General features: G+C 68.8%; 20 protein-coding genes. 12 read left to right on the top strand and 8 right to left on the bottom strand.

Translation table 11 applies throughout. The features are described 5' to 3' along the window. The first annotated feature begins 18 nt into the window (after nt 1–18). The 8 genes from LRH25_RS18295 (at nt 19) to LRH25_RS18330 (ending at nt 8627) form a co-directional block, all read left to right on the top strand. A complete protein-coding gene (locus LRH25_RS18295) occupies nt 19–873 on the top strand; it encodes a dioxygenase family protein (protein WP_231011877.1) in 855 nt (284 codons plus the stop codon). Nucleotides 874–946: 73 nt separating this feature from the next. Next, complete coding sequence (locus tag LRH25_RS18300) at nt 947–1561, top strand: GNAT family N-acetyltransferase (protein ID WP_170200935.1); 615 nt, start codon at nt 947–949, stop codon at nt 1559–1561. A gap of 212 nt (nt 1562–1773) precedes the next feature. Continuing rightward, nucleotides 1774–3375: an ABC transporter substrate-binding protein gene (locus LRH25_RS18305; RefSeq protein WP_141288593.1), complete on the top strand. Its 1602-nt coding sequence runs from the start codon at nt 1774–1776 to the stop codon at nt 3373–3375. A 195-nt stretch (nt 3376–3570) separates the two neighbouring features. Further along, complete coding sequence (locus tag LRH25_RS18310; RefSeq protein ID WP_141288592.1) at nt 3571–4719, top strand: branched-chain amino acid ABC transporter substrate-binding protein; 1149 nt, start codon at nt 3571–3573, stop codon at nt 4717–4719. A 21-nt stretch (nt 4720–4740) separates the two neighbouring features. Then, a complete protein-coding gene (locus tag LRH25_RS18315; RefSeq protein WP_141288591.1) occupies nt 4741–5751 on the top strand; it encodes an ABC transporter permease subunit in 1011 nt (336 codons plus the stop codon). After that, nucleotides 5744–6661, top strand: a complete 918-nt coding sequence (locus tag LRH25_RS18320) for an ABC transporter permease subunit (protein WP_141288590.1) — start codon at nt 5744–5746, stop codon at nt 6659–6661. Before LRH25_RS18315 ends, LRH25_RS18320 begins: the two co-directional genes overlap by 8 nt. Nucleotides 6662–6663: 2 nt before the next feature. Further along, on the top strand, nt 6664–7656 hold the full coding sequence (locus LRH25_RS18325; RefSeq protein WP_231011878.1) for an ABC transporter ATP-binding protein: 993 nt from the start codon (nt 6664–6666) through the stop codon (nt 7654–7656). Next, the gene (locus LRH25_RS18330) at nt 7653–8627 is read left to right on the top strand and encodes a dipeptide ABC transporter ATP-binding protein (protein ID WP_141289487.1); all 975 of its coding nucleotides are present in this window, start codon (nt 7653–7655) and stop codon (nt 8625–8627) included. Before LRH25_RS18325 ends, LRH25_RS18330 begins: the two co-directional genes overlap by 4 nt. Before the next feature lie 21 nt (nt 8628–8648). On the opposite strand, the gene LRH25_RS18335 is transcribed toward LRH25_RS18330, so the two are convergent. Further along, nucleotides 8649–9182 carry a hypothetical protein gene (locus tag LRH25_RS18335; protein WP_141289486.1) on the bottom strand — a complete coding sequence of 178 codons (534 nt, stop codon included), beginning with the start codon at nt 9180–9182 and terminating at the stop codon, nt 8649–8651. Between the two features lie 172 nt (nt 9183–9354). Here LRH25_RS18335 and LRH25_RS18340 point away from each other — a divergent pair, with 172 nt between their 5' ends. Further along, the gene (locus LRH25_RS18340; RefSeq protein WP_141289485.1) at nt 9355–10425 is read left to right on the top strand and encodes an NAD(P)-dependent alcohol dehydrogenase; all 1071 of its coding nucleotides are present in this window, start codon (nt 9355–9357) and stop codon (nt 10423–10425) included. Nucleotides 10426–10638: 213 nt separating this feature from the next. Here LRH25_RS18340 and iolB read toward each other — a convergent pair whose 3' ends face one another. The 7 genes from iolB to LRH25_RS18375 all read right to left on the bottom strand — a co-directional run bounded on the left by iolB (nt 10639) and on the right by LRH25_RS18375 (nt 19427). Beyond that, entirely contained in the window at nt 10639–11484 is an 846-nt protein-coding gene (gene iolB, locus LRH25_RS18345; protein ID WP_141289484.1) for a 5-deoxy-glucuronate isomerase, read from the bottom strand. Beyond that, nucleotides 11481–12410: a myo-inosose-2 dehydratase gene (gene iolE / locus LRH25_RS18350; RefSeq protein ID WP_141289483.1), complete on the bottom strand. Its 930-nt coding sequence runs from the start codon at nt 12408–12410 to the stop codon at nt 11481–11483. Before iolE ends, iolB begins: the two co-directional genes overlap by 4 nt. A 49-nt stretch (nt 12411–12459) precedes the next feature. Then, nucleotides 12460–14325: a 3D-(3,5/4)-trihydroxycyclohexane-1,2-dione acylhydrolase (decyclizing) gene (gene iolD, locus LRH25_RS18355; protein WP_231011879.1), complete on the bottom strand. Its 1866-nt coding sequence runs from the start codon at nt 14323–14325 to the stop codon at nt 12460–12462. Beyond that, nucleotides 14322–16313: a bifunctional 5-dehydro-2-deoxygluconokinase/5-dehydro-2-deoxyphosphogluconate aldolase gene (locus LRH25_RS18360; RefSeq protein WP_231011881.1), complete on the bottom strand. Its 1992-nt coding sequence runs from the start codon at nt 16311–16313 to the stop codon at nt 14322–14324. The genes iolD and LRH25_RS18360 overlap by 4 nt, the downstream gene beginning before the upstream one ends. 14 nt (nt 16314–16327) lie before the next feature. After that, complete coding sequence (locus tag LRH25_RS18365) at nt 16328–17128, bottom strand: ATP-binding cassette domain-containing protein (protein WP_141289029.1); 801 nt, start codon at nt 17126–17128, stop codon at nt 16328–16330. A gap of 30 nt (nt 17129–17158) precedes the next feature. Then, on the bottom strand, nt 17159–18319 hold the full coding sequence (locus LRH25_RS18370) for an ABC transporter permease (RefSeq protein WP_141289028.1): 1161 nt from the start codon (nt 18317–18319) through the stop codon (nt 17159–17161). Nucleotides 18320–18392: 73 nt separating this feature from the next. Continuing rightward, the gene (locus LRH25_RS18375) at nt 18393–19427 is read right to left on the bottom strand and encodes a sugar ABC transporter substrate-binding protein (RefSeq protein ID WP_141289026.1); all 1035 of its coding nucleotides are present in this window, start codon (nt 19425–19427) and stop codon (nt 18393–18395) included. Nucleotides 19428–19635: 208 nt separating this feature from the next. Between LRH25_RS18375 and LRH25_RS18380 the strand changes: the two genes are divergently transcribed. From LRH25_RS18380 to LRH25_RS18390, 3 genes are all read left to right on the top strand, one after another. Next, entirely contained in the window at nt 19636–20538 is a 903-nt protein-coding gene (locus LRH25_RS18380) for a MurR/RpiR family transcriptional regulator (protein ID WP_141289024.1), read from the top strand. 69 nt (nt 20539–20607) lie between these two features. Beyond that, nucleotides 20608–21603 carry an inositol 2-dehydrogenase gene (gene iolG, locus LRH25_RS18385; RefSeq protein ID WP_231011882.1) on the top strand — a complete coding sequence of 332 codons (996 nt, stop codon included), beginning with the start codon at nt 20608–20610 and terminating at the stop codon, nt 21601–21603. Next, nucleotides 21600–22637: a Gfo/Idh/MocA family oxidoreductase gene (locus tag LRH25_RS18390; RefSeq protein WP_231011883.1), complete on the top strand. Its 1038-nt coding sequence runs from the start codon at nt 21600–21602 to the stop codon at nt 22635–22637. Before iolG ends, LRH25_RS18390 begins: the two co-directional genes overlap by 4 nt. The last annotated feature ends 24 nt before the right edge of the window (nt 22638–22661 follow it).

Here is a 22661-nt window from a genome sequence, read left to right on the forward strand (position 1 = left end):
TGCTGCAATGAGGCCATCATGTCGCACACTCTGCCCAGCCTCTACATCTCCCACGGCTCGCCCATGACGGCGCTGGAACCGGGCGCCGCCGGCGCTTTCTGGGCCCGGCTCGGCCCGGCGATCGACGCCGCCTTCTGCCGGCCCAAGGCCATCCTGGCCGTTTCAGCCCACTCGCTGACCCGCGAGCCGGTGCTGCTGGCAGCACCGCGGCACGAGGCGGTGCACGACTTCGGCGGTTTCCCGCAGGCGCTGTTCGACCTGCGCTACCCGGCCGCTGGCGCGCCGGCGCTGGCCCAGCGGGTGCAAGCGCTGCTGAAGGACGCTGGCGTGCCGGTGCACGTCGTCGACGAAGGCGGGCTGGACCACGGCATCTGGACACCGCTGCGCTCGATGTACCCGGACGGCGACGTGCCCATCCTGCCGCTGGCCTGGCCGCCGAACTGGACACCGGCGCAACTGCTGCAACTCGGCCACGCGCTGCAACCGCTGGCGGGCGAGGGCGTGCTGGTGATGGGCAGCGGCGCGATCACGCACAACCTGCGGCTTTTTGCCGGCGGCGCACGCACGCTGGAGGCGCCCGAGCGCGAGGAAAGCGCCGCCTTCCGCGGCTGGTTCCACCAGCAGGCCCAAGCTGCCGACTGGGCCGCGCTGACCGACTACCGCCGCCAGGCCCCGCACGCCGCCTTCATGCACCCGACCGACGAGCATCTGCTGCCCTGGTTCGTGGCGGCCGGCGCTGCGGGCGACGCGCCCACCGGCCTGCGCCTGCACGACAGCGTGACCTTCGGCCACATGGGCATGGATGTCTACGCCTTCGGCCCAGAAGCGCCGCGGCTGGCCCAGGCGCTGGACACGGCGAGCGCGCCAGCCTGAGGGGCTGCCGGGGAACAGACGCCCCTGCTCGCGTCTCGCGACTGCCGCCCGATCTGGGATAGATTGGGTGGCCATGCTGCTGTCTGCCGCCAAAACCATCCTGACCACGCCGCGCCTGCTGCTCACCGCGGGTGACCCTGCGCTGGCCGACGCCGTGGCCGAGTTCTACCAACGCAACCGTGCTCACTTCGCGCCTTGGGACCCGCCGACGCCGGAGGTGTTCTTCACCGCCGAAGCACAGGCCGCGCGCATCCAGGAAGGGCTGAGCGCGTTTTCGGCCGGCCAGGGCTTTCGCTACTGGGTGCTGCCGCGCGAGGCGCCAACCCAGGTGATTGGCAGCGTGAATTTCAACCAGGTCGCCCGCGGCGCCTTCCACAGCTGCATGCTGGGTTATGCGCTGGACGAAGCCAGCCAGGGCAGCGGCCTGATGCACGAGGCGCTGCAGGCCGGGCTGGCCGAGATGTTCTCGGCGCGGGTCAACCTGCACCGGGTGCAGGCGGCCGTGCGGCCGGAGAACAAGCCCAGCCTGTCGGTGCTGGCGCGGCTGGGCTTCGAGGTGGAAGGGCTGTCGCGGGACTACCTGTTCATCGACGGCGCCTGGCGCGACCACTTCGTGCATGCACTGCGCAACCCGGCCTTCCAGCGGCCGAGCGACTGGCCCCTGGCCCTGCCTGAATCATCTGCCTGAACGCCGGCTGAATGCCGGCCTGAAACTTGCTCGCCTGCACAGGTCGACCAAGGTGTCGGTGAGTTGAGCCAAAGCTAGAGGAAAATCCCGAGCAAGCCAGAATCCGCGCGTCAGGCTGCCGGCCGTACCATCCGCTGCCTTGACGCCGCCCCGTCCATCCGACGACCCGATCAACTCTCGCGACGGTGACCCCGTCCCCCGGAGACCCCTGCATGCGTGCATCCGCCCCTCAGCTGCTGTCCACCCTCGCCCTGGCCCTGCTCGCCGCCTGCGGCAGCGCCGCCAGCGCCAAGACCCTGGTGTATTGCTCCGAAGGTTCGCCCGAGAACTTCACGCCGGCGCTGAACACCACCGGCACCAGCTTCGACGCGGCCCGACCCGTCTATGACCGGTTGACGCACTTTGCGCGCGGCACCACCACCGTCGAGCCCGGCCTGGCTGAGAGCTGGACCGTGTCGCCCGACGGCAAGGTCTTCACCTTCAAGCTGCGCAAGGGCGTGAAGTTCCACAGCGGCGTCAACGGCTTCACCCCCACGCGCGACTTCAACGCCGATGACGTGCTCTGGAGCTTCGAGCGCCAATGGAAAGCGGACCACCCCTATGCCAAGGTCTCCGGCGGCAAGTACGACTACTTCGCCGACATGGGCCTCAAGGACGACCTGCTCGCGCTGGAAAAGCTGGACGACTACACCGTCAAGATGACGCTGAAAACGGCCAACGTGACCATGCTGGCCAACCTGGCGATGGACTTCGCGGCCATCTACTCGGCCGAATACGCTGACTTCCTGGCCAAGGCCAACAAGAAGGAACAGTTCGACCAGATCCCCGTCGGCACCGGCCCGTTCTCGTTCGTGACCTACCAGAAGGACGCGGTGATCCGCTACAAGGCCAACAAGGCCTACTTCGGCGAGAAGGCTCAGGTGGACGACCTGGTCTACGCCATCACCACCGACCCGACCGCGCGCTACTCCAAGATCAAGGCCGGCGAATGCCACCTGAGCGCCTACCCGCGTCCGGCCGACCTGCCGGAGATGCAGAAGGACGCCACGCTGAACGTCATCAGCCAGCCCGGCCTGAACATCGCCTACTGGGCCTTCAACACCCAGAAGCCGCCACTGGACAAGAAGGAAGTCCGGCAGGCGCTGACGATGGCCATCGACAAGGCAGCGATCCTGAAGGACGTCTACCTCGGTGCCGGCGCACCGGCCGTCAACCTGATCCCGCCGACCATTCCGGCCTACAACGACGCGGTCAAGGACTGGCCGTACGACCCGACCAAGGCCAAGGCGCTGCTGGCCAAGGCCGGCGTGAAGACCCCCATCGAGCTGGACCTCTGGTACATGCCGGTGCAGCGCCCGTACAACCCGAACGCCAAGCGCGTGGCCGAGATGATGCAGGCCGACCTGGCCAAGATCGGCGTGAATGCCAAGCTGGTGACGTTCGAGTGGGGCGAGTACCGCAAGCGCCTGCAGCAGGGCGAGCACCAGACCGGCATGCTGGGCTGGAACGGCGACAACGGCGACCCCGACAATTTCTTCTTCCTGCACGGCTGCGACGCCGCTCGCCCCGGTGGCCAGAACCTCTCCAAGTGGTGCTTCAAGCCCTTCGACGAGAAGCTGCTGAAGGCCCGCGCCACCGCGGACATGAAGGAGCGCACCAAGCTGTACAAGGAAATGCAGGTCATCGAACACGAGGAGGCGCCGGACTTCAAGATCGCCCACTCGGTGGTCTACGAGGTCATGCGCAAGCAGGTCACGGGCTACAAGCAGAGCCCGTTCAACACGCATGAATTCAACGGCGTCTCGCTGAAGTAAAGCGAGCCCGCCTGGCCGGCCGGCGCACCCAGCTCTCAAGAAAACAAAGGACCGTTCCCGAGTTTTCTTGACCCCCTCGGGGGGCCTGACGCGAAGCGGCAGGTCTGGGGGCGCCCAAGTGCCCGGCCGGCGCGCATCGCCGCGCCCACGCAGCGCGGCAGCGCCACGGTTTTACCCACCCCACCGCAGCCCACAATGAACCTCCGTCGTCTTCCTTCCCTGGCGGTCCTGGCCACGCTGTGCCTGGCCGGCATGCTGAGCGCGTGCCACCCGCTGCCCGACACGATCAAGATCGGCGTCGCCCAACCGCTGTCCGGCCCGCTGAAGGACCTGGGGCAGGACATGCTGGACGGCACGAAGATGGCGGTCGAGGAGCTGAACAAGGAAGGCTTCAAGATCGACGGCAAGACGATCAAGCTGGAAGTCGTGGCCGCCGACGACAAGGCCGACGCCGAGGCCGGCAAGCAGGCTGCCAAGACGCTGATCGACGCGGGCGTGGTCGCCGTGATCGGGCACCTGAATTCCGGCGTGAGCATGGCGGCAGCCCCACTGTACGCCGAGAAGATGATCCCGCAGCTGGCCATCTCGACCAAGCCCGAATACACCAAGATGGGCCTGCCGACGACCTTCCGCCTGGTCGCCAGCGACGCGTTGCAGTCCAAGGCCATGGGCTCGTTTGCCGCGCAGCTGCCGGGCCAGCACGTCTACGCGGTGGTTGACGACGCGACGCCTTACGGCAAGGGCCTGGCCGAGTTGGCCCTAGGCCAGTTGAAGACGCGCAACAAGACCGTCGGCCTGACCATGTCGCTGGACGACAAGACCACCGAGTTCGCCAAGCTGGTGGCCGGCATCAAGGACAACAAGGTGGATGTGCTGGTCACCACGCTGGCCGACTTCCAGACCATTGCGCTGGCCGACCAGCTGCTGGCCGCCGGCCTGCACAACATCAGCATCGTCGGTGGCGACACCATCAAGACCGAAGGCCTGCTCAAGATCAACCCCGAGATCGGCAACATCTACGCCACCTCGCCCATCGTCGCGGCCGGCGAATTCCTCGGCGGCAAGATCTTCCTGAACAACTTCCGCACCGAGTTCAAGCACGACCCGGTCTACGCTGCGCACTATGCGTACGACGCCGTGCATGTGCTGATGTCGGCCATCCGCAAGTCGCACAGCGTGGACGGCAAGACCCTGGTCGAAACGCTGAAGACCCTCGACCCGTTGGCCCCGGTGACCAGCAGCATGCGCTTTGGCGCCGACGGCGAACAGCGTTATGGTGCCGTCAGCGTCTACCAGCTGACCCGCGGCAACTGGTTCCTGCTGACACGCAGCGACGTCTGGTAAGACCCAAAAGCAAACGCACGCATGTTCCGTTTTCTCTGGCGCCGCCTGGCGCTCACGGTGCCGACCTTCATCGCCCTGATGTTCGTCACCTTCGTGGCCATCCGGCTGGTGCCGGGCGACCCTGTGGAAGTGCGGGTTGGCGAGCGCGGCATCAGTGCCGAGCGGCTGGCCTTCTTCCGCCATGAGCTGGGGCTGGACCAGCCGATCTGGAAGCAGTTCTGGGACTACTTCGTGCAGCTGCTGCACGGCGACTTCGGCACCTCGCTGGCGACCAACCAGAAGGTGCTGACCGAGTTCCTGGCGCTGTTCCCGGCCACGCTGGAGCTGAGCATCTTCGCGATGCTGTTTGCCGCGCTGATCGGCCTGCCGGCCGGCACCATCGCGGCAGCCAAGCGCGGCACCATCTTCGACCAGACGCTGATGGGCCTGTCGGTCACCGGCTATTCCATGCCCATCTTCTGGTGGGGCTTGCTGCTGATCATGTTCGTCGGCGAGCGCTGGGGCCTGACGCCAGTCTCCGGCCGCATCGACCTGATCAACTTCTACTTCGAGCCGGTCACCGGCTTCATGGTGATCGATGCCTGGCTCTCTGGCCAGCCAGGCGCGGTGCTGGATGCGTTGCACCACCTGGTGCTGCCCGGCATTGTGCTGGGCACGGTGCCGCTGGCCGTCATTGCCCGCATGACGCGCTCTGCGATGCTGGAAGTGCTGAACGAGGACTATGTGCGCACCGCGCGCGCCAAGGGCCTGCCGGCCTGGCGCGTGGTCGGGCTGCATGCGCTGCGCAATGCGCTGATCCCGGTGGTCACCGTCATCGGCCTGCAAGTGGGCGCACTGATGGCCGGCGCGGTGCTGACCGAGACCATCTTCTCGTGGCCCGGCATCGGCAAGTGGCTGATCGAGTCCATCGCCCGCCGCGACTACCCCGCGCTGCAAGGCGGCGTGATGCTGATCTCCGGCGTGGTGATCCTGGTGAACCTTGTGGTCGACCTGACTTACGGCCTGATCAACCCGCGAATTCGTCATGGCTGAAATGGCTGTTTCTCCTGTTGCCAAGACCAGCGCGCCGCCCTCGGCCGCGCGCCAGTTCTGGCTGTCCTTCTCCGAAAACCGCGGCGCGATGCTGGGCCTGGTGATCGTCGTGGTGGTCGTGCTGCTCGCGGTGTTCGCCGAATGGGTGGCGCCCTACGCGCCAGACCAGCAGTTCCGCGAAGCCGTGCGCGCCGCGCCCGCCTGGGCCGAAGGCGGCAGCCGGCAGTTCCTGCTGGGCACCGACAGCCTGGGCCGCGACATGCTCACACGGCTGATCTTCGGCGCGCGCATCTCGCTGTTCATCGGCCTGTCGGTGATGGGCGTTTCGTTTGTCGTCGGCGTGCTGCTGGGCCTGGCCTGTGTCTCGTTCGACGGCAAGCTGGGCCAGACGGTGGACGTGGTCATCACCCGCGTGATGGACCTGATCATGGCGGTGCCCAGCCTGGTGCTGGCCATCCTGGTCGTCGCGGTGCTGGGCCCCAGCCTGATCAACACCATCGTCGCGGTCACCATCGTCTACCTGCCGCGCTACGTGCGGCTGCTGCGCGCCTCGGCACAGACCGAGCTGGGCAAGGACTACGTCACCGCCGCCCGCGTGGCCGGCGTGGGCAAGTGGCGCCTGATGTTCAAGACCGTGCTGCCGAACTGCCTGGCGCCGCTGATCGTGCAGGCCGCGCTCGGCGTGTCGGATGCCATCCTCGAAGCCGCCGCGCTTGGCTTCCTCGGCCTGGGCGCTCAGCCGCCCACCGCAGAGTGGGGCACGATGCTGGCCGACGCGCGCGAATTCATCCGCTCCGAGCCCTGGCTGGTCACGCTGCCCGGCCTGGCGATCCTGATCACCGTGGTCTCGATCAACCTGGCCGGCGACGGCGTGCGCGACGCGCTGGATCCGAAAATGAGGAGATCGTGAGCATGAGCACGACCCCGCTGTTAGACATCCAAGGGCTGACCGTCAGCTTCGCCACCCGCGGCGGCGCCTTCCGCGCGGTCGACGGCGTGAACCTGCAGGTCGCGCCCAACGAGCTGCTGGCCATCGTTGGTGAATCGGGCTCCGGCAAGTCGGTCGCGATGCTGGCCATCATGGGCCTGCTGCCGTGGACGGCCACCATCACCGCTGAGCGCATGGTGTTCGACGGGCAGGACCTGCTCAAGCTCACGCCCAGGCAGCGCCGCACCCTCATCGGCAAGGACGTGGCCATGGTGTTCCAGGAGCCAATGAGCTCGCTGAACCCGTGTTTCACCGTGGGCTGGCAGATCGCCGAAGCGCTGGCCGCGCACACCGAGCTGGACCGCGCCGCGCGCAAGGCCCGCGTGATCGAGCTGTTGGACCTTGTCGGCATCCCCGACCCGCAGCGCCGCGCCCGCGCCTTCCCGCACCAGCTCTCCGGCGGCATGTGCCAGCGCGTGATGATCGCGATGGCGCTGGCCTGCAAGCCGCGCCTGCTGATTGCCGACGAGCCGACCACCGCGCTGGACGTGACCATCCAGGCCCAGATCATGGACCTGCTGCAGCGCCTGCGCCGCGAGACCGGCATGGCCCTGGTGCTGATCACGCACGACCTGGGCGTGGTCGCCGAAGCGGCCGACCGCGTGGTCGTGCAATACGCCGGCCGCCCGGTCGAAACGCAAAACGCCGACGCGCTGTTCCAGGACCCGCACCACCCCTACACCGCCGCGCTACTGGCCGCGCTGCCCGAGCGCGCGACCGGCAGCCGCCTCGAAGCCATCGACGGCATGGTGCCCGGCCAGGGTGACCGCCCGCCCGGCTGCCTGTTCGAGCCGCGCTGCGCCTTTGCCAACGAACGCTGCCGCGCCGCAGCCCCCGGCCCCGCCCCCGAGGCGCTGGGCCGCGCGCTGTGCTTCCGCCCGCTGGACCACGGCGTGCCCCACGAGATGCCGGCATGAATGCTGTGACTTCCCCCATTCTTGAAGCGCGTGCGCTGCAGCGCTTTTATCCCGTCAACCGCGGCCTGTTCAAACAGCCCGCCACGGTGCATGCGCTGGACGGCGTCAGCTTCTCGGTGCAGGCCGGCCGCACGCTGGCCGTGGTCGGTGAGTCCGGCTGCGGCAAGTCCACGCTGGCGCGGCTGCTGACGATGATCGAGTCGCCCACCGCTGGGCAACTGCTGATCGACGGCACCGATGTGACCGAGGCCGACGAGGCCCAGCGCCGCACGCTGCGCCGCCAGATCCAGATCGTCTTCCAGAACCCCTACGGCTCACTGAACCCGCGCCAGACCGTGGGCGATGCCTTGACCGAACCACTCTTGGTCAATGGCCAGGGCGACGCCAAATCCCGTGAGGCCGATGCCCGCGCGATGATGAAGCTGGTCGGCCTGCGCGAGGAGCATTTCCAGCGCTACCCGCACATGTTCTCCGGCGGCCAGCGCCAGCGCATTGCCATTGCCCGCGCGCTGATGCTCAAGCCGCGCGTGCTGGTGCTGGACGAACCAGTCTCGGCGCTGGACGTGTCCATCCGCGCCCAGGTGCTGAACCTGCTGGCCGACCTGCAGCAACAGCTCGGCGTGGCCTACATCTTCATCTCGCACGACCTCGGCGTGGTCCGCCACGTGGCCGACGAGGTGATGGTGATGTACCTCGGCCGCTGCGTCGAACGCGGCCCGCGCGACGCCGTCTTCGACAGCCCGCGCCACCCCTACACCCGCGCCCTGCTCTCCGCCACGCCCACGGTCGACCCGGCCCTGCGCCGCGAACGCATCATCCTCAAGGGCGAACTGCCCTCCCCCATCGACCGCCCCAGCGGCTGCCCCTTCCGCACCCGCTGCCCGCTGGCGTTCGACCAATGCGCAAAGGCAATGCCGCCGCTGGAACGGCGCGGCGAGCAGGATGTGGCTTGCTGGGCGGTGACGGGTTGATGTGAGCCGGCGACCGAGCGATCAATCGCGGTCGTCTCGCAGCCCACGCAATTCCGCCAACGCCTCCAGCGCCTTTCGCGTGGAGGCCTGGCGAGGGTCGTTGAGCTGAACCCGCAGGTCCAGCGCTTCCATGAAGCAGGCCTGCGCCTCGTCCAAACGCTGCCGCTCCACCAGGCTTCGGCCCCAGTGCTGCAGAACGAAGGACTGCAGGCGTGACCAGCGGCTGTTGCGGCACAGGGCCAGGGCCTTGGCGAACACATCATTCGCTTCGTCTCGCCTGTCGCAATACTGCAGCGCGGTCGCGTAGGCATTGAAGAACCAGCCGGCGGGCTCATGCGCGGCTTGGGCCTCGGCTTCAGCAAGCAAGGTTTGCATCAGTTCGAGCGCTTCGCCTTCCCGCCTTGCCGTGGTCAGCATGCTGCCGAGATCCGCTGCGTGTTCGACCGTGGCAAGCATGTCCCCAGCCAGCCGCGCCGCCGCAAACTTGGCGCGGGCTTCTTCGATGCCGATCGCGAGCGCATCGGGATCAGGGGAGTTGAAGCGCATGAATTCCATGATGCGTGGATTCTGTTCCGAACAACGCCGGCAGATGCCGCAGCGCTAGCACGTTCGACCTGAACGCGATGCATCACCGGGGAAGCCCTGCGATGGACGCAGGTCCTTGGACAGCGCAGTCTGGCGAGGCGAAACTGCGCCGTTCGTCTTCTCGCATCCAGGAGCCCTTCCCATGACCGCGACCACCCTCGCCTACGCCGCCCAGAGCGCCACCAGCCCCCTTGCGCCTTTCAGCATCGAGCGCCGCCCGCCCGGGCCGGACGACGTGCAGATCGACATCCTCTACTGCGGCGTCTGCCACTCGGACCTGCACACCGCGCGCAACGAGTGGAAGAACACGCTGTACCCGACGGTGCCCGGCCACGAGATCGTCGGCCGGGTCAGCGCAGTCGGTGCCAACGTCACGAAGTTCAAGCTCGGCGACATGGCCGGCGTGGGCTGCATGGTGGACAGCTGCCAGCACTGTGCCTCCTGCGGCGAAGGCCTGGAGCAATATTGCGAAAACGGCTTCACCGGCACCTACAACGGCCCGGTCTTCGGCGGCGAAAACACCTTTGGCGGCTACGCAAGCCGCATCGTCGTGAAGCAGAAGTTCGTGCTGAAGATCAGCCATGCGGAGAAGGACCTGGCTGCCGTCTCGCCGCTGCTGTGTGCCGGCATCACCACCTACTCTCCTCTGCGCCAGTGGGGCGTGGGCAAGGGCCAGAAGGTGGGCGTGGTCGGCCTGGGTGGCCTCGGCCACATGGCGGTGAAGATCGCCGCGGCCATGGGCGCGCACGTGGTGCTGTTCACCACCTCGCCGAGCAAGATCGAGGACGCCAAGCGCCTGGGCGCGGCCGAGGTCGTGATCTCCAAGGACCCGGCCGCCATGGCCGCGCACCAGAACTCCTTCGACTTCATCCTCAATACCGTGGCCGCCCAGCACGACCTGGACCCGTTCATCGCCCTGCTCAAGCGCGACTGCACGATGACGCTGGTCGGCGCGCCCGAGCACGCCCACCCGGCGCCCAACGTCTTCGGCCTGATCTTCAAGCGCCGCCGCCTGGGCGGCTCGCTGATCGGCGGCATCCGCGAAACGCAGGAGATGCTGGACTTCTGCGCCGAGCACAACATCGTCTCGGACATCGAGATGATCGCGATGCAGGACATCAACACCGCCTACGAACGCATGCTCAAGAGCGATGTGAAGTACCGCTTTGTGATCGACATGGCGACGCTGGAGGCAAAGGCAGCGGCAGCCTGACGCTCACCCGCGTCCGGTGCGAAGCAGACGAAATGAACCGGCAGCCGGTCGGCGCGCTGGTCCCCAGCCTGGCTGGCCAGAGACGGAGGCAGAGGCCAACGCGGCGGCGGCCGTTGCAAGACAGGCGAGGACAGCAAAGCTCAGCCGGGCCGGTATCGGCCGCGCGGGCGCAGCTGCCTTCGGCGCAGGGCCACTCCGCCGTGGCCTGCCGCGTCACCCCTTCAACATCCACTCATGCACCGGGTCATTGCGGAAGACCCAGAGGCGTTGGGGGCCGGCCATGACGTTGAGGTAGTAGAGCTCGTAGCCGTGCGGGGCGACGACGGGGTGGTAGCCGCGGGGGACCATCACCACGTCGTGGTCCTCCACGGCGCAGGCTTCGTCCAGGCTGCGGTCGTCGGTGTAGACGCGCTGGAAGGCGAAGCCTTGCGGGGGGTTGAGGCGGTGGTAGTAGGTTTCCTCCAGCTGGGTTTCCAGCGGCGGCTGCTCGGCGTCGTGCTTGTGCGGGGGGTAGCTGGAGGAGTGGCCGGGCGGGGTGATGACTTCCACCACCAGCAGGTGGGCGGCGGTGGGGTCGTCGTGCGGCAGGATGTCGCAGACGTAGCGGGTGTTGCTGCCTTGGCCACGGGTGCTGCGGCGCATGCCGGCAGGATCGATCAGGCGCACCTGGCGCGGCTGGGCATCGCCCGGCGCGCTGCACAGCGCCACTTCCGCAGCCGTGCTTGCCCGCACCACCACCTGGCAGTTCGGCGGCACATAGACGGCGGCCGGAGAGACCGGTTCGAACACATCGGCCCGCGTTCCCAGCGCCCGGAATTCATGGCTGCGGTGACCGGCGGCCTCACCGGCCTGCGCGGGTGGCTCGATCACCTGCACATCGACCTGCCCGCTCAGCACCACCAGGCAGAGCTCACGCGCCCCGGTGGCCAGGCTCTCGGCTTCGCCGGGCGCGAGCCGCAGGGCCTGGAAGCCCACGTGGCGCCAGCCGGCGCGCTCGGGGGTGACGGTGACGATCTCCCGGCCTTCAGGGTTGGCCTTGACCAGCAGGGGGCTGGTCATCCGGTGACTCCGCTGGCGGTGGCTGTGGCGATGCAGCGGCGCAGCGTCTCGTAGCCCTTGCGGGCATAGGGCTCGCTGGGGGCGACGGCCGGGTCCTGCTCGGCTTCCACCACCAGCCAGCCTTGGTAGCCGGCGGCGTGCAGGGTCTGCAGCACGGCGTCGAAATCGATCACGCCGTCGCCGGGCACGGTGAAGGTGCCATTGAGCACGCCGGTCAGAAAGCTCCAGCCTTCGTTGCGGGCCTGGGCGATGACCTGGGGCCGCACGTCCTTGCAGTGCACATGCACCACGCGGCTGACGTGCTGGCGCAACAGCGCGGCGGGGTCGCTGGCGCCGCCATAGAAGGCGTGGCCGGTGTCGAACAGCAGGCCCACCTGCGGCGCCTGGGTCACGGCCATCAGCTGCGCAACGTCTTCGGGCGACTCCACATAGGCGCCCATGTGGTGGTGGTAGGCCAGCGTCAGGCCGTAGGCGGCTTGCAGGTGCTCGCCGAAGGCGTTCAGGCGCTGGCCGTAGGCGCGCCACTGGGCCTCGTTCGTGAAGCGCGGGCGGCGGGCCAGCGGGGTGTCGATGCGGCCCTGGATGCTGCCTGCCACTTCGCCATAGACCACCACCTTGCAGCCGTTGTGCTGCAGCTTGTGCATGTGGGCATGGCAGTTGGCGATCTCGTCGTCCAGCGGGCCTTCGGCCAAACGGCCGGAGTACCAGCCGCTGACGCAGGCCACGCCGAATTCGGCCAGCTTGGCGGCCAGGGCCTCGGGCGCTTGCGGGAACTTGTTGCCCAGCTCGAAGCCCTGGTAGCCAATGGCTGCGCCTTCGCGCAGTGCGGTCTCCAGCGGGGTTTCGCCGCCCAGCTCGGGCAGGTCGTCGTTGCTCCATGAAATCGGGTTGATGCCGATGCGGACGTTCCAGGGGGTGGGCTGCATGCCGATGTCTCCGGGGGGGCAGAAATAAGGAATGGAAAAAGGGCGAATCTCAGGGGCGCTGCGCGGCCTTGGCGGCTTGCAGCGCGCTGTGCGCGGCCTGCACCTCGGCGCGGGCCGAAACCTCGGGCACGGCCACTTCCCACCAGCAGCCGCCGTCGTCGGTGGTGCGGCGGTGGGTGGTGTCGATCACGATGACCTGGGTGCGCTGCGCGGCGCGAGCGCGCTTCAGCGCGGGCTTGAGCGCGGCCAGGCTGTCCACATGCACCGCCTCGGCGCCCAGGCTGCGGGCATGGGCGGCGAAGTCGATGGCCACGTCCTGCCCGCCTTCGGCCACGCAGTCGGCCAGCAGGTTGTTGAAGCGCTCGCCACCGGTGGCCGTCTGCAGGCGCTGGATGCAGCCGAAGCCGCGGTTGTCCAGCACCACGATGAGCAGCTTGCGGCCCAGCATCACCGAGGTGGCGATCTCGGAGTTCATCATCAGGTAGGAGCCATCGCCCACCATCACCACCACCTCGGCCTCCGGCCGGGCCAGCTTCACGCCCAGCCCGCCGGCAATCTCGTAGCCCATGCAGGAGTAGCCATACTCCATGTGGTAGCCGCCGGGGCGGCCGCTGCGCCAGAGCTTGTGCAGCTCGGCCGGCAGCGTGCCGGCAGCGCAGACCACCACGTCGCCGCCGGGCGAGTCGGCAGCCGAGTCGCGCACGGCGCCGATCACCTCGGCGTCATACGGCAGCGTGCCAGGTTCCGGCGTAGCGGTGGTCAGTGCGTCCACCCGCTGGCGCCAGGCGGCAGCGGCGTGGGTGGCGCGCTCGCGCCAGGCCGGCTCGGCGCGCCAGCCGGCTTCCTGTTCCAGCCGGGCCAGCGCCACCTGCGCATCGGCCACCAGGGCCTGGCCATGCCACTTCTGGGCGTCCAGCGGCGCCACGTTGAGGCTGAGCAGACGGGCCTGCGCAAACAGCGAGTGCGAGCCGGTGGTGAAGTCCTGCAGCCGGGTGCCCACGGCCAGCACCACATCGGCCTCGCGGGCCAGCGCGTTGGCAGCAGGCGAGCCGGTGACGCCGATGGCGCCCAGGTTCAGCGGATGGTCCCAGGCCAGGCTGCCTTTGCCGGCCTGGGTTTCGGCCACCGGGATGCCGCGCTGCTCGGCCAGCCGGGCCAGCACGTCGCAGGCGCCGCTGTAGAGCACGCCACCGCCGGCCACGATGAGCGGCCGGCGGGCCTGGCGCAGCAGGGCCAGCGCCTGCGCAAACTCGGCTTCATCGGGCGGCGGCCGGCGCAGGCGCAGCGGCGCGGGGTGCAGGAAGTCTTCCGGACAGTCGAAGGCTTCGGTCTGCACGTCCTGCGGCAGCGCCAGGCAGACGGGACCGCACAGGGCCGGGTCCGTCATCACCTGCACCGCGCGGGGCAACGCACTGAGCAGCTGGGCGGGCCGCACGATGCGGTCGAAGTAGCGGGTGACGGGCCGGAAGCAGTCGTTGACGGAGAGGTCGCCGGCCTGCGGGTCTTCCAGTTGCTGCAGCACCGGGTCCGGCGCGCGCGAGGCAAAGGTGTCGCCGGGCAGCAGCAGCACCGGCAGCCGGTTCACATGGGCCAGCGCGGCGGCAGTGACGAGGTTGGTGGCACCGGGGCCGATGGAGCTGGTGACGGCCATGATGCGGCGGCGGAAATTCGCCTTGGCATAGGCGATCGCGGCGTGCGCCATGGCCTGCTCGTTGTGGGCCCGCAGCGTGGGCAGCTCGGCGCGCTGCTGCCACAAGGCTTCGCCCAGCCCGGCCACATTGCCGTGGCCGAAGATGGACCACACGCCGCCGCAGAAGGGCTGCAGCGAACCGTCTGGCGCCTCGATGCGCAGGGCGGCCAGGTGGCGCACCAGCGCCTGGGCCATGGTGAGCCTGATCGTGTTGTTCCCCATCATGCGGCCTCCTGAACATCGTGGACCCGCGCGCCGGGGCGGCTGGCGCGCCAGGCGTCCACCAGCTGGGCGAAGTTGTCGGCCGCCTGGTGGACCAGCTCGGCGTCCCCGATCTGCCCGGCCAGCCAACGCTGGCTGGGGCCGGCCCACAGCGTGCGGCCGACCATGAAGCCTTTGACGATGGGGTGCGTGGCCTGCGCAAAACCGGCCACCAGGCTGGCAATCGGCTGGTTCAGCCCCAGGATCACCACGCCGCGGCACTGCGGGTCGCGCGCCTCGACCAGCGCGGCCAGCTGCTGCCAGCCAGCCTGCTGCATGGGTGCCAGCTTCCACCATTCGGGCTGGAAGCCCAGGTTGTAGAAGCGCTGCACCGAGCGAAGCACCGCCTGGTCGGCAGAGCCCTCTGGCGTCAGCGCGCGCGGCGGGATCAGTTCCAGCAGCAGCTCGTGGCCGCTGGCGCGGGTGGCCTGCCAGAGCTCGCGCACCCGGGCCTCCTGCTCCAGCCGCAGGTCCACCGCGTCATCCGGGTGGTAATGCACCAGGCACTTGACCACCTGCTCGCGTGGCCAGCTTGCCAGCTCGGAGCCGATGGAGGCGGTGCCGTCAAAGCGCAGCGGGCGCGAGCCGGGCAGCTCCACCGGCCGGCCCACCCACCAGCCGCGGCCGGTGGCGGCGTGCAGCGCGGGGGCGCCGAAGTCGGCGTCGATCAGCACGCCCACGCGGCCTTGCAGCCCGTGGCTGTGGGCGACCTGCTCGGCCGCCTGCACCAGCAGCTGCTTGAGCAGCGGCAGCCGGGCCGGGTCAGCGCCAGCCTCGCGGGCCAGGTCCAGGAACTGGCTGCGGTGGTCAAAAGCCATCACGTTCAGCTCGGGCCACTGCGGCCGGGCGGCGGTGCTGCGATGCAGGTGGGCCAGCTGCGCGTCGGCATCGACCCTGGGCAGGCGCCGGCCGCTGAACCAGTGCGCCAGCTCGGCCGGCGTGGGCATGGCCGGCGCGCAGGCATGGCGCGACACGACCAGCGCGCCGCAGGCATTGGCCAGCGTTGCGGCCTCGGCGAAGCCCTGGCCGCGCAGCAGGCCTGTCATCAAGCCGGCAGCGAAGGCGTCGCCCGCGCCCAGCACATTGAGCACTTCCACGCGCTCGCCCTGCACCGTCAGCGCATCGTCCAGCCGTGCGGGCACCTCGCCTGGCACATAGCTGCAGCCCAGAGGGCCGCGCTTGACCACCATGGCCGCCGGCGTCAGCGCCCGCACCCGGCGCAGCGAGCCCATCAGATCGCCCGGCACGCCACCGGCAATCATGAACTCCTCCTCGGTGCCGATCAGCAGTTCGAACTGCGGCAGCAGGGCCTGCAGGCTGGCGCTCACGGCGGCATCGGCCACGTAACGGTTCTGGCCCTCGCCGCGGGCGGTGAGGCCCCACAGCACCGGCCGGTAGTCGATGTCCAGCACGCGCAGCGTGCCGTGCCGGCCGGCATGGGCCAGCGCGGCGCTGGAGGCCGCGCGCACCGTGGGCTGCGAGAGATGCGTGCCAGTGATCAGCAGCGCCCGGCACTGGGCGATGAAGTCCTCCGAGATGCCCTCGGCCTGCAGTGCCATGTCGGCGCAGTTCTCGCGGTAGAAGAGCAGCGGGAAGGTGTCGCGGTCCTTCAGGCCCAGCAGCACCAGGCCGGTCAGGCGCTCCGGGTCGACCTGCACCATGCGGGTGTCGCAGCCCTCGCGCTGCAGGGTCTGCAGCAGGAAGCGGCCCATCTGCTCGTCGCCCACGCGGGAGATCATGGCGCTGCGCAGGCCCAGCCTGGCGGCGCCGAAGGCGATGTTGGCCGAGCTGCCGCCCAGGTATTTGGCAAAGCTGCTGGCGTCTTCCAGCGGGCAGCCCACCTGCTGGGCATACAGGTCCACCGCCAGCCGGCCCAGGCAGGCGAGGTCGTGGCGGCGGCCGCCGGGAATGGCCAGCTGCGGGCCTGGGTGGGTGTTGGGGGTGAGGTACATGGCGGGGGTGTCCATCAGATCGTCACGCCTTCCAGCTCGGCCATCATCTTCTGCATCTCCGCGCCGCCGGCCATCATGTCCAGCACCTCCGCCTTGCTGACATCACGCTTGGCGAAGCTGCCCATGGACTGGCCGCGGTTGAGCAGCGTGAAGCTGTCGGCCACCGGGTAGGCGTGGTTGACGTTGTGGGTGATGAAGATCACCGAGATGCCGCGCTCGCGGGCCCGGTGGATCAGCTTGAGCACGTTGACGCTTTGCTTGACGCCCAGCGCCGCGGTGGGTTCGTCCAGGATCAGCACATGGGCGCCGAAGTGGATGGCCCGGGCAATCGCCAGGCATTGCTTTTCGCCGCCGGACATCTGGCCCACCATCTGGTCCGCGTCTCGCACGCGAATGCCCATGGCGGCCAGCTCCTCGGCGGCGATGCGGGCGGCCTGCGCGTGGTCCATCACCGGCAGCACGCCCAGGAGTTTCCTGACCGGCTCGCGGCCCATGAAGAAGTTGCGCGAGACGCTCATCAGCGGCACCAGCGCCAGGTCCTGGTAGACGGTGGCGATGCCAGCGTCCAGCGCCTCGCGCGGCGAGCGAAAGCGCACCGGCTGGCCATTGACCAGGTACTGGCCCTTCTCGGGCGTGAACACGCCGGCCAGGGTCTTGATCAGCGTGCTCTTGCCGGCACCGTTGTCGCCCAGCAGGCAGTGCACCTCGCCGCGGCGCAGGCGCAGCGTGATGTCGCTCAGCGCGATCACGGCGCCGAAGTACTTGCTGATGTTCTCCAACTGAAGGATGTAGTCGTCAGGCTTGGGGTTGCTCATCACAGCTCCGGTGTGGTGGCTGAGCGCGGCTCAGCGGCCCAGCGCAACGCGCCGGCGGATGTAGTTGTTGAACAGCACCGCGGCCAGCAGCATGCCGCCCAGGAACACGCGGTACCAGTTGTTGTCGATGCTGGTGTAGCCAATGCCGATCTGCACCACGCCGAAGATCAAGGCCCCCAGCGCGGCGCCTATCACCGAGCCGAAGCCGCCGGTCAGCAGGCAGCCGCCGATGACCGCGGCGATGATGGCCTCGAACTCCTTCTGCAGCCCGCGATCGGCCGCCGCCGAGCCGGCATCGGCCACCTGCAGCACCGCAAACACGGTGGCGCAAAAGGCCATGAAGACAAACAGCAGCACCTTGACCCGCGCCACCGGGATGCCCACGTTCTTGGCCGCGTTGGCGTCGCCGCCGACCGCGAGGATCCAGTTGCCCACCCGCATGCGGGCCAGCACGAAGGCGCCGCCTGCCGTCAGCGCGGCCCACCACACCATCACCTTTGGCACGCCGATGGCCAGCGCCGCGCCGTCGTCGCGCGCGGCCAGCAGGCCCAGCCGGGCCAGCGCGTTGAACAGGCCGGTCAGCACATGGCCCTGGAACAAGGCCTGCACCAGCGGGTCGGCCGCGATCAGCTCGTGCAGCACTGCGTCCCCATTGCTGGAGACGATGGTCTTGCCGGTCAGCAGCACCGAGATGGCCAGGCTCAGGCCGCGCAGGATGAAATAGAAGGCCAACGTGACGATGAAGCTGGGCAGCCCGGTCTTGACCACCAGCCAGCCGTTGAGCCCGCCCAGCGCCATCGCAGTGGCGAAGGCGAACAGCACGGCCAGCCAGACCGGCCAGCCCCAGTAGAGGCAGGGGATCGCCAGCATCATGCCGGCGAAGCCGATCATCGAGCCGATGGAGAGATCGAACTCGCCGGCAATCATCAGCAGCGCCGCACCCACCGCGAGGATGCCCAGGAAACCGGCCACCGTGCCCCAGTTGACGATGCCCTCGGCGCTGAACATGCCAGAGCCGCCCGCGCCGAGGCCGAACAGCAGGAACACCAGCGCGGTGCCGGAGAGCGCGCCGAACTCGGGCCGCGCGAGCAGCCGCCGCAGGCGACCGACCTGGCGCAGGCGCTCGTCGCTAGCAGGGACCGGCGCCACCGTGCTGGGTGGCGGATGGGGAGTGGACAGCAGGGCACTCATGAAAACCTCGTGCGTCAATCAAGCCAGAAGAGGCCGCGGCGCAGGGAGCTGCCGCGGCGCAGGGTTCACCACTTCACCGGTATTGGCCGGCGTACTTCTCGACCGTGGCGATGTTGTCCTTGGTCACGAAGCCGGGGCCGGAGCCAATGTGGCGCGGGCCATAAGCGGGCGCCAGGCCGTAGGTGTCCAGCCTGGTCTTGAACTTGGCGTTGGCCTTGAGCGCGGCCGTGGCCTGGGCCAGGTCGGTGCTCTTGGCATCGTGCATCAGCGACAGCACGGCCACCGGGATGTAGCCCTGCAGGTAGGGCTGCTGGTCGATCGCGAAGTTGATCTCGCCGGCCTTGATGCCGCGCGAGATCTCGTCGGAAAGGTCGAAGGTGGCGAAGAAAATTTTGCCTGCCAGGCCCGCTTTCTTGACCGCCTTGAGGGCCGGGGCGGCAGCGTCCGGGCCCAGGGCCAGCACGGCCTGGGTGCCGGGGTTCTGGCGCAGGTAGGCGGCGGTCTTGCTCTCCACCGAGGCGGGGTCGATGCCGGTGTCGATGGTGCTCTTCTTGAAGTCGGCACCAATCGCCTCGGCAAAGCCGCGGCAGCGCTCGAACGAGGCCGGATTGGTGGCGAAGTGATTGATGCAGACAAAGCTCTTCACGCCCGCCGCCTTGGCCCGCTCGCCCGCCCCCTTGCCGGCCTCGTACTCGGGCTGGCCCACATGCATCAGCGCGCCCAGCTTCTCGCTTTGCTCGGGCGTGCCTGAGTTCACCGTGATCAGCGGGATCTTCTTGTCGGTGACTCTTTTCAGCGCGCCTTGCAGCACCTGGAAGTCTGCGATGGTGGTGATCACGCCGTCGTAGTTCTGCGCGCTGGCCTGCTCGATCAGCCGGGCCATGTCGGCCAGGTCGCCGTTGGCCGGGTTGCGGTAGTCCACCGTCACGCCGAAGTCCTCGCCGGCCTGCTTGAGCGAGTTGCGGATGGTGTTCCACCAGGCGTCGGAGTCCGGCGCGTGGCTGATGAACACGTAGCGGCCGCCGGCCTGTGCGGCGGCGCAGGTCAGGCTGGCCGCCAGGACCAGGGTGGTGATGGCAAGGCGCCGGCTGAGCGAATGCTGCTTCATGTGTTTGTCTCCTCGCAATGCGTTGCGATTGGCTGGGAATTTCGGCAGATCTCATGGCGGACAAACCGGTTCAGGGCCTGCCGCGACGCCAGTGTAGTCAGAAGAGAAAAAAACTTCTTAGTGGATAACGATTAGAAATTAATTTCTAATTTTCCACCTGCCGACCTATCATGCAAACCGGTTTGTTGGCCCCACCCCTGCGCTCCCCATGTCCGCTCCGCCCGTCGCGCCCGCTGCTTCTCCTGCCCCCGCCGAACGTGCCCAGGCGGAATCTCCCGTGCATGCGCTGCTGCAGCGCATCGCCGCCGAGTACCCCTCGCTGAGCAAGCAGCTCAAGCAGATCGCCCAGCACGTGGAGCAGCACAGCGACCACCTGGGCCTGGAGAAGATCCAGGACGTGGCCGCGCGCTGCGGCGTGCAGCCTTCGGCCGTGGTGCGCTTTGCCAAGCACTTCGGCTTTTCGGGCTACAGCGAGCTGCAGAAGCTGTTCCGCGACGGCATCGCCGCGCAGATCGCCCCGACGCGCAACTACCAGGCGCGCATCCGCGAGGTGATCGCCCAGGGCCAGGGCCGGCTCTCCAGCGCCGACATCGCCTACGAGTTCATCGCTGGCGCGATTGCCGGCATGAACGAGCTCCAGCGCGATCTGCACGGCTCCACGCTGGGCGATGCCGTGGAGCTGCTGGCGCAGGCGCCCGCGATCTGGGTGGTGGGCGCGCGCCGCTCCTTCCCGGTGGCCACCTACTTGGCTTACGCGCTGCAGCACACCGACAAGCCGGTTCAGCTCGTCACCGGCATGGGCGCGATGCACGAGGGCCAGCTGCGCAGCCTGCGCCGCGACGACGTCATGATCGCCATCAGCTTTGCACCCTATGCGCAGGAAACCACGCAGGCCGCCGAGGCCGCCGCCGCCCAGGGTGCGCGCCTGATCGCCATCACCGACAGCCGCATGGGCCCGCTGGCGGCGCTGGCCCTCACCACGCTGGTGGTCAACGAAAGCAGCACCTTCGGCTTTCGCGGGCTGACCAATGTGATGGCCCTGGCGCAAAGCCTCTTCATCGCCCTGGCCTACCGGCTGGAGCTGGACTACCACCCCGCCGCAGGTGCATGAACAACCCCCGCGCACGGCCCCGGGCTGCTGCACGAACAACTTCCCCCACACTTCCAGAGGAGACACCCCATGAAGAACGTCGCCGTCTTCGGCGCCGGCCGCATCGGCCGCATCCATGCCACCAACCTGGCGGCACTGCCTGGCGTGCGCCTGCGCAGCGTGTGCGACCCCATGGCCGCGCAGGCCGCCGAGTTGGCGAGCCAGCTCGGCGCCGAGGTCTCGACCCCGGAAGCGGTGCTGGCAGACCCCAGCATCGACGTGGTGGCCATTGCCTCGCCCACCGACACCCACAGCGAGCTCATCACCCGCGCCGCAGCGGCCGGCAAGCACATCTTCTGCGAGAAGCCGGTGGACCTTTCCGTGCCGCGCGCCCAGGCCTGCGCCCAGGCGGTGCGGGCCGCGGGCGTGGCCTGCATGATCGGCTTCCAGCGTCGCTTCGACCCCACCTTCAACGAAGCCCAGCAGCGCCTGGCGCGCGGCGAGATCGGGGCGCCGGAGATGCTGGTGGTGACCAGCCGCGACCCCGGCGCGCCGCCGGCCCAATACCTGCGCGGCTCGGGCGGCATCTTCCGCGACATGCTGATCCACGACTTCGACATCTTCCGCTGGATCCTCTGCAGCGATGGCGACGAGGCAGCCACGCTCTATGCCACCGGCTCGGTGCTGGTGGACCCGGCCATTGCCGAGGTGCCCGACATCGACTCCAGCGTGGTCACCATCCGCACCCGCAAGGGCCGGCTGGCGCAGATCAACACCAGCCGTCGCGCAGCCTATGGCTACGACCAGCGTTTCGAGGTGCTGGGCTCGACCGGCATGTTGCAGTGTGGCAACCACCGGCCCACCGAGGTCGTGCAGTCCGACGCCCAGGGCGTGCGAGCCGACAAGCCCGAGCACTTCTTCCTGCAGCGCTACCGCGAAGCCTATCGCCTGGAGCTGGCGCACTTCTTCGAATGCCTGCAATCGGGCCGTGCCTTTCGCACGACCATCGAGGATGGCGTGGCAGCCCAGCAGTTGGCGGACGCGGCCGCCCAGTCGCTGGCCAGCGGACAGGTGGTGGTGCTGTGAGCGCGGCCGCTGCAACGAGCGCGCCGCTGCGCGTGGGCATTGCCGGCCTGGGCCGGCTGGGCCAGCGCCACGCCCAGCACCTGGCCCGGCATGCGCCTGGTGCCCAGCTGGTGTCGGCCTGCAGCCCCGTCGCCGAGGAACGCACCTGGGCCCGCGAAACGCTGGGCGTGCAGACCCTGCACAGCGATTTCCAGGCCTTTGTGCAAGACCCGCAACTGGACGCGGTGGTGCTGGTCACCCCCACCACCCTGCATGCCGAGCAGACCATGGCGGCGCTGGCCGCGGGCAAGCACGTCTTCGTCGAAAAGCCCCTGTCGCTGGACGTGGAGACCTGCGAGCGGGTGGAGGCGGTGGCGGCCCGCCATCCTGGCCTGGTGGCCATGGTGGGCTTTGTGCGGCGCTTTGACCCCAGCTACCGCCAGGCCCGGGCCGACATCGAGGCCGGCCATGTGGGCCGGCCGTTCCTGGTGCGCTCGCAGACCTGCGACATGCACGACCCGGCCGGCTTCTTCGTGCGCTTTGCCCCCACCTCGGGTGGCCTGTTCATGGACTGCAGCGTGCATGACATCGACCTGGCCCGCTGGATGCTGGGCAGCCCGCGCGCCCTGCGGGTGTTCGCCAGCGGCACCATCGCGCTGCACCCGGACCTGGCCGAGCACGGCGACGTGGACAACGGCATGGCCATCATCGAGTTCGAGGGCGGCGCCCGGGCCGTGCTCTACGCCAGCCGCACCATGCCGCATGGCCACGAGACCACCACCGAGGTGATCGGCACCCAGGGCGTGCTCAGCGTGGGTGTGGGAGCCCACCGCGACCGCGTGCAGACGCGGGACGCAAGCGGCGTGCACCACCGCCCGGTGGCCGATTTCTTCGAGCGCTTCCACGAGGCCTTCCGCCACGAACTGGACGCCTTCGTCCAGGCCTGCCGGGGTGGCCCGCCCACCGGCCTGAGCCTGGCCGATGCCACCGCGGCCACCCGCATCGGCCAGGCCATGCGGCGCTCGCTGCACAGTGGCCAGCCCGAAACCGTGTGAAGGCGTTTGCGCGGCGTGCCAAGG

The organism is Ideonella azotifigens (genome assembly GCF_021043325.1).
Taxonomy (GTDB): Bacteria; Pseudomonadota; Gammaproteobacteria; order Burkholderiales; family Burkholderiaceae_C; genus Ideonella; species Ideonella azotifigens.

What these genes read in the sequence shown, in the direction of transcription:
- LRH25_RS18295 (WP_231011877.1), top strand. Translation starts at nt 19, where the DNA reads ATGTCGCACACTCTGCCCAGCCTCTACATCTCCCACGGCTCGCCCATG.
- LRH25_RS18300 (WP_170200935.1), top strand. Translation starts at nt 947, where the DNA reads ATGCTGCTGTCTGCCGCCAAAACCATCCTGACCACGCCGCGCCTGCTG.
- LRH25_RS18305 (WP_141288593.1), top strand. Translation starts at nt 1,774, where the DNA reads ATGCGTGCATCCGCCCCTCAGCTGCTGTCCACCCTCGCCCTGGCCCTG.
- LRH25_RS18310 (WP_141288592.1), top strand. Translation starts at nt 3,571, where the DNA reads ATGAACCTCCGTCGTCTTCCTTCCCTGGCGGTCCTGGCCACGCTGTGC.
- LRH25_RS18315 (WP_141288591.1), top strand. Translation starts at nt 4,741, where the DNA reads ATGTTCCGTTTTCTCTGGCGCCGCCTGGCGCTCACGGTGCCGACCTTC.
- LRH25_RS18320 (WP_141288590.1), top strand. Translation starts at nt 5,744, where the DNA reads ATGGCTGAAATGGCTGTTTCTCCTGTTGCCAAGACCAGCGCGCCGCCC.
- LRH25_RS18325 (WP_231011878.1), top strand. Translation starts at nt 6,664, where the DNA reads ATGAGCACGACCCCGCTGTTAGACATCCAAGGGCTGACCGTCAGCTTC.
- LRH25_RS18330 (WP_141289487.1), top strand. Translation starts at nt 7,653, where the DNA reads ATGAATGCTGTGACTTCCCCCATTCTTGAAGCGCGTGCGCTGCAGCGC.
- LRH25_RS18335 (WP_141289486.1), bottom strand. Translation starts at nt 9,182, where the DNA reads ATGGAATTCATGCGCTTCAACTCCCCTGATCCCGATGCGCTCGCGATC.
- LRH25_RS18340 (WP_141289485.1), top strand. Translation starts at nt 9,355, where the DNA reads ATGACCGCGACCACCCTCGCCTACGCCGCCCAGAGCGCCACCAGCCCC.
- iolB (WP_141289484.1), bottom strand. Translation starts at nt 11,484, where the DNA reads ATGACCAGCCCCCTGCTGGTCAAGGCCAACCCTGAAGGCCGGGAGATC.
- iolE (WP_141289483.1), bottom strand. Translation starts at nt 12,410, where the DNA reads ATGCAGCCCACCCCCTGGAACGTCCGCATCGGCATCAACCCGATTTCA.
- iolD (WP_231011879.1), bottom strand. Translation starts at nt 14,325, where the DNA reads ATGATGGGGAACAACACGATCAGGCTCACCATGGCCCAGGCGCTGGTG.
- LRH25_RS18360 (WP_231011881.1), bottom strand. Translation starts at nt 16,313, where the DNA reads ATGTACCTCACCCCCAACACCCACCCAGGCCCGCAGCTGGCCATTCCC.
- LRH25_RS18365 (WP_141289029.1), bottom strand. Translation starts at nt 17,128, where the DNA reads ATGAGCAACCCCAAGCCTGACGACTACATCCTTCAGTTGGAGAACATC.
- LRH25_RS18370 (WP_141289028.1), bottom strand. Translation starts at nt 18,319, where the DNA reads ATGAGTGCCCTGCTGTCCACTCCCCATCCGCCACCCAGCACGGTGGCG.
- LRH25_RS18375 (WP_141289026.1), bottom strand. Translation starts at nt 19,427, where the DNA reads ATGAAGCAGCATTCGCTCAGCCGGCGCCTTGCCATCACCACCCTGGTC.
- LRH25_RS18380 (WP_141289024.1), top strand. Translation starts at nt 19,636, where the DNA reads ATGTCCGCTCCGCCCGTCGCGCCCGCTGCTTCTCCTGCCCCCGCCGAA.
- iolG (WP_231011882.1), top strand. Translation starts at nt 20,608, where the DNA reads ATGAAGAACGTCGCCGTCTTCGGCGCCGGCCGCATCGGCCGCATCCAT.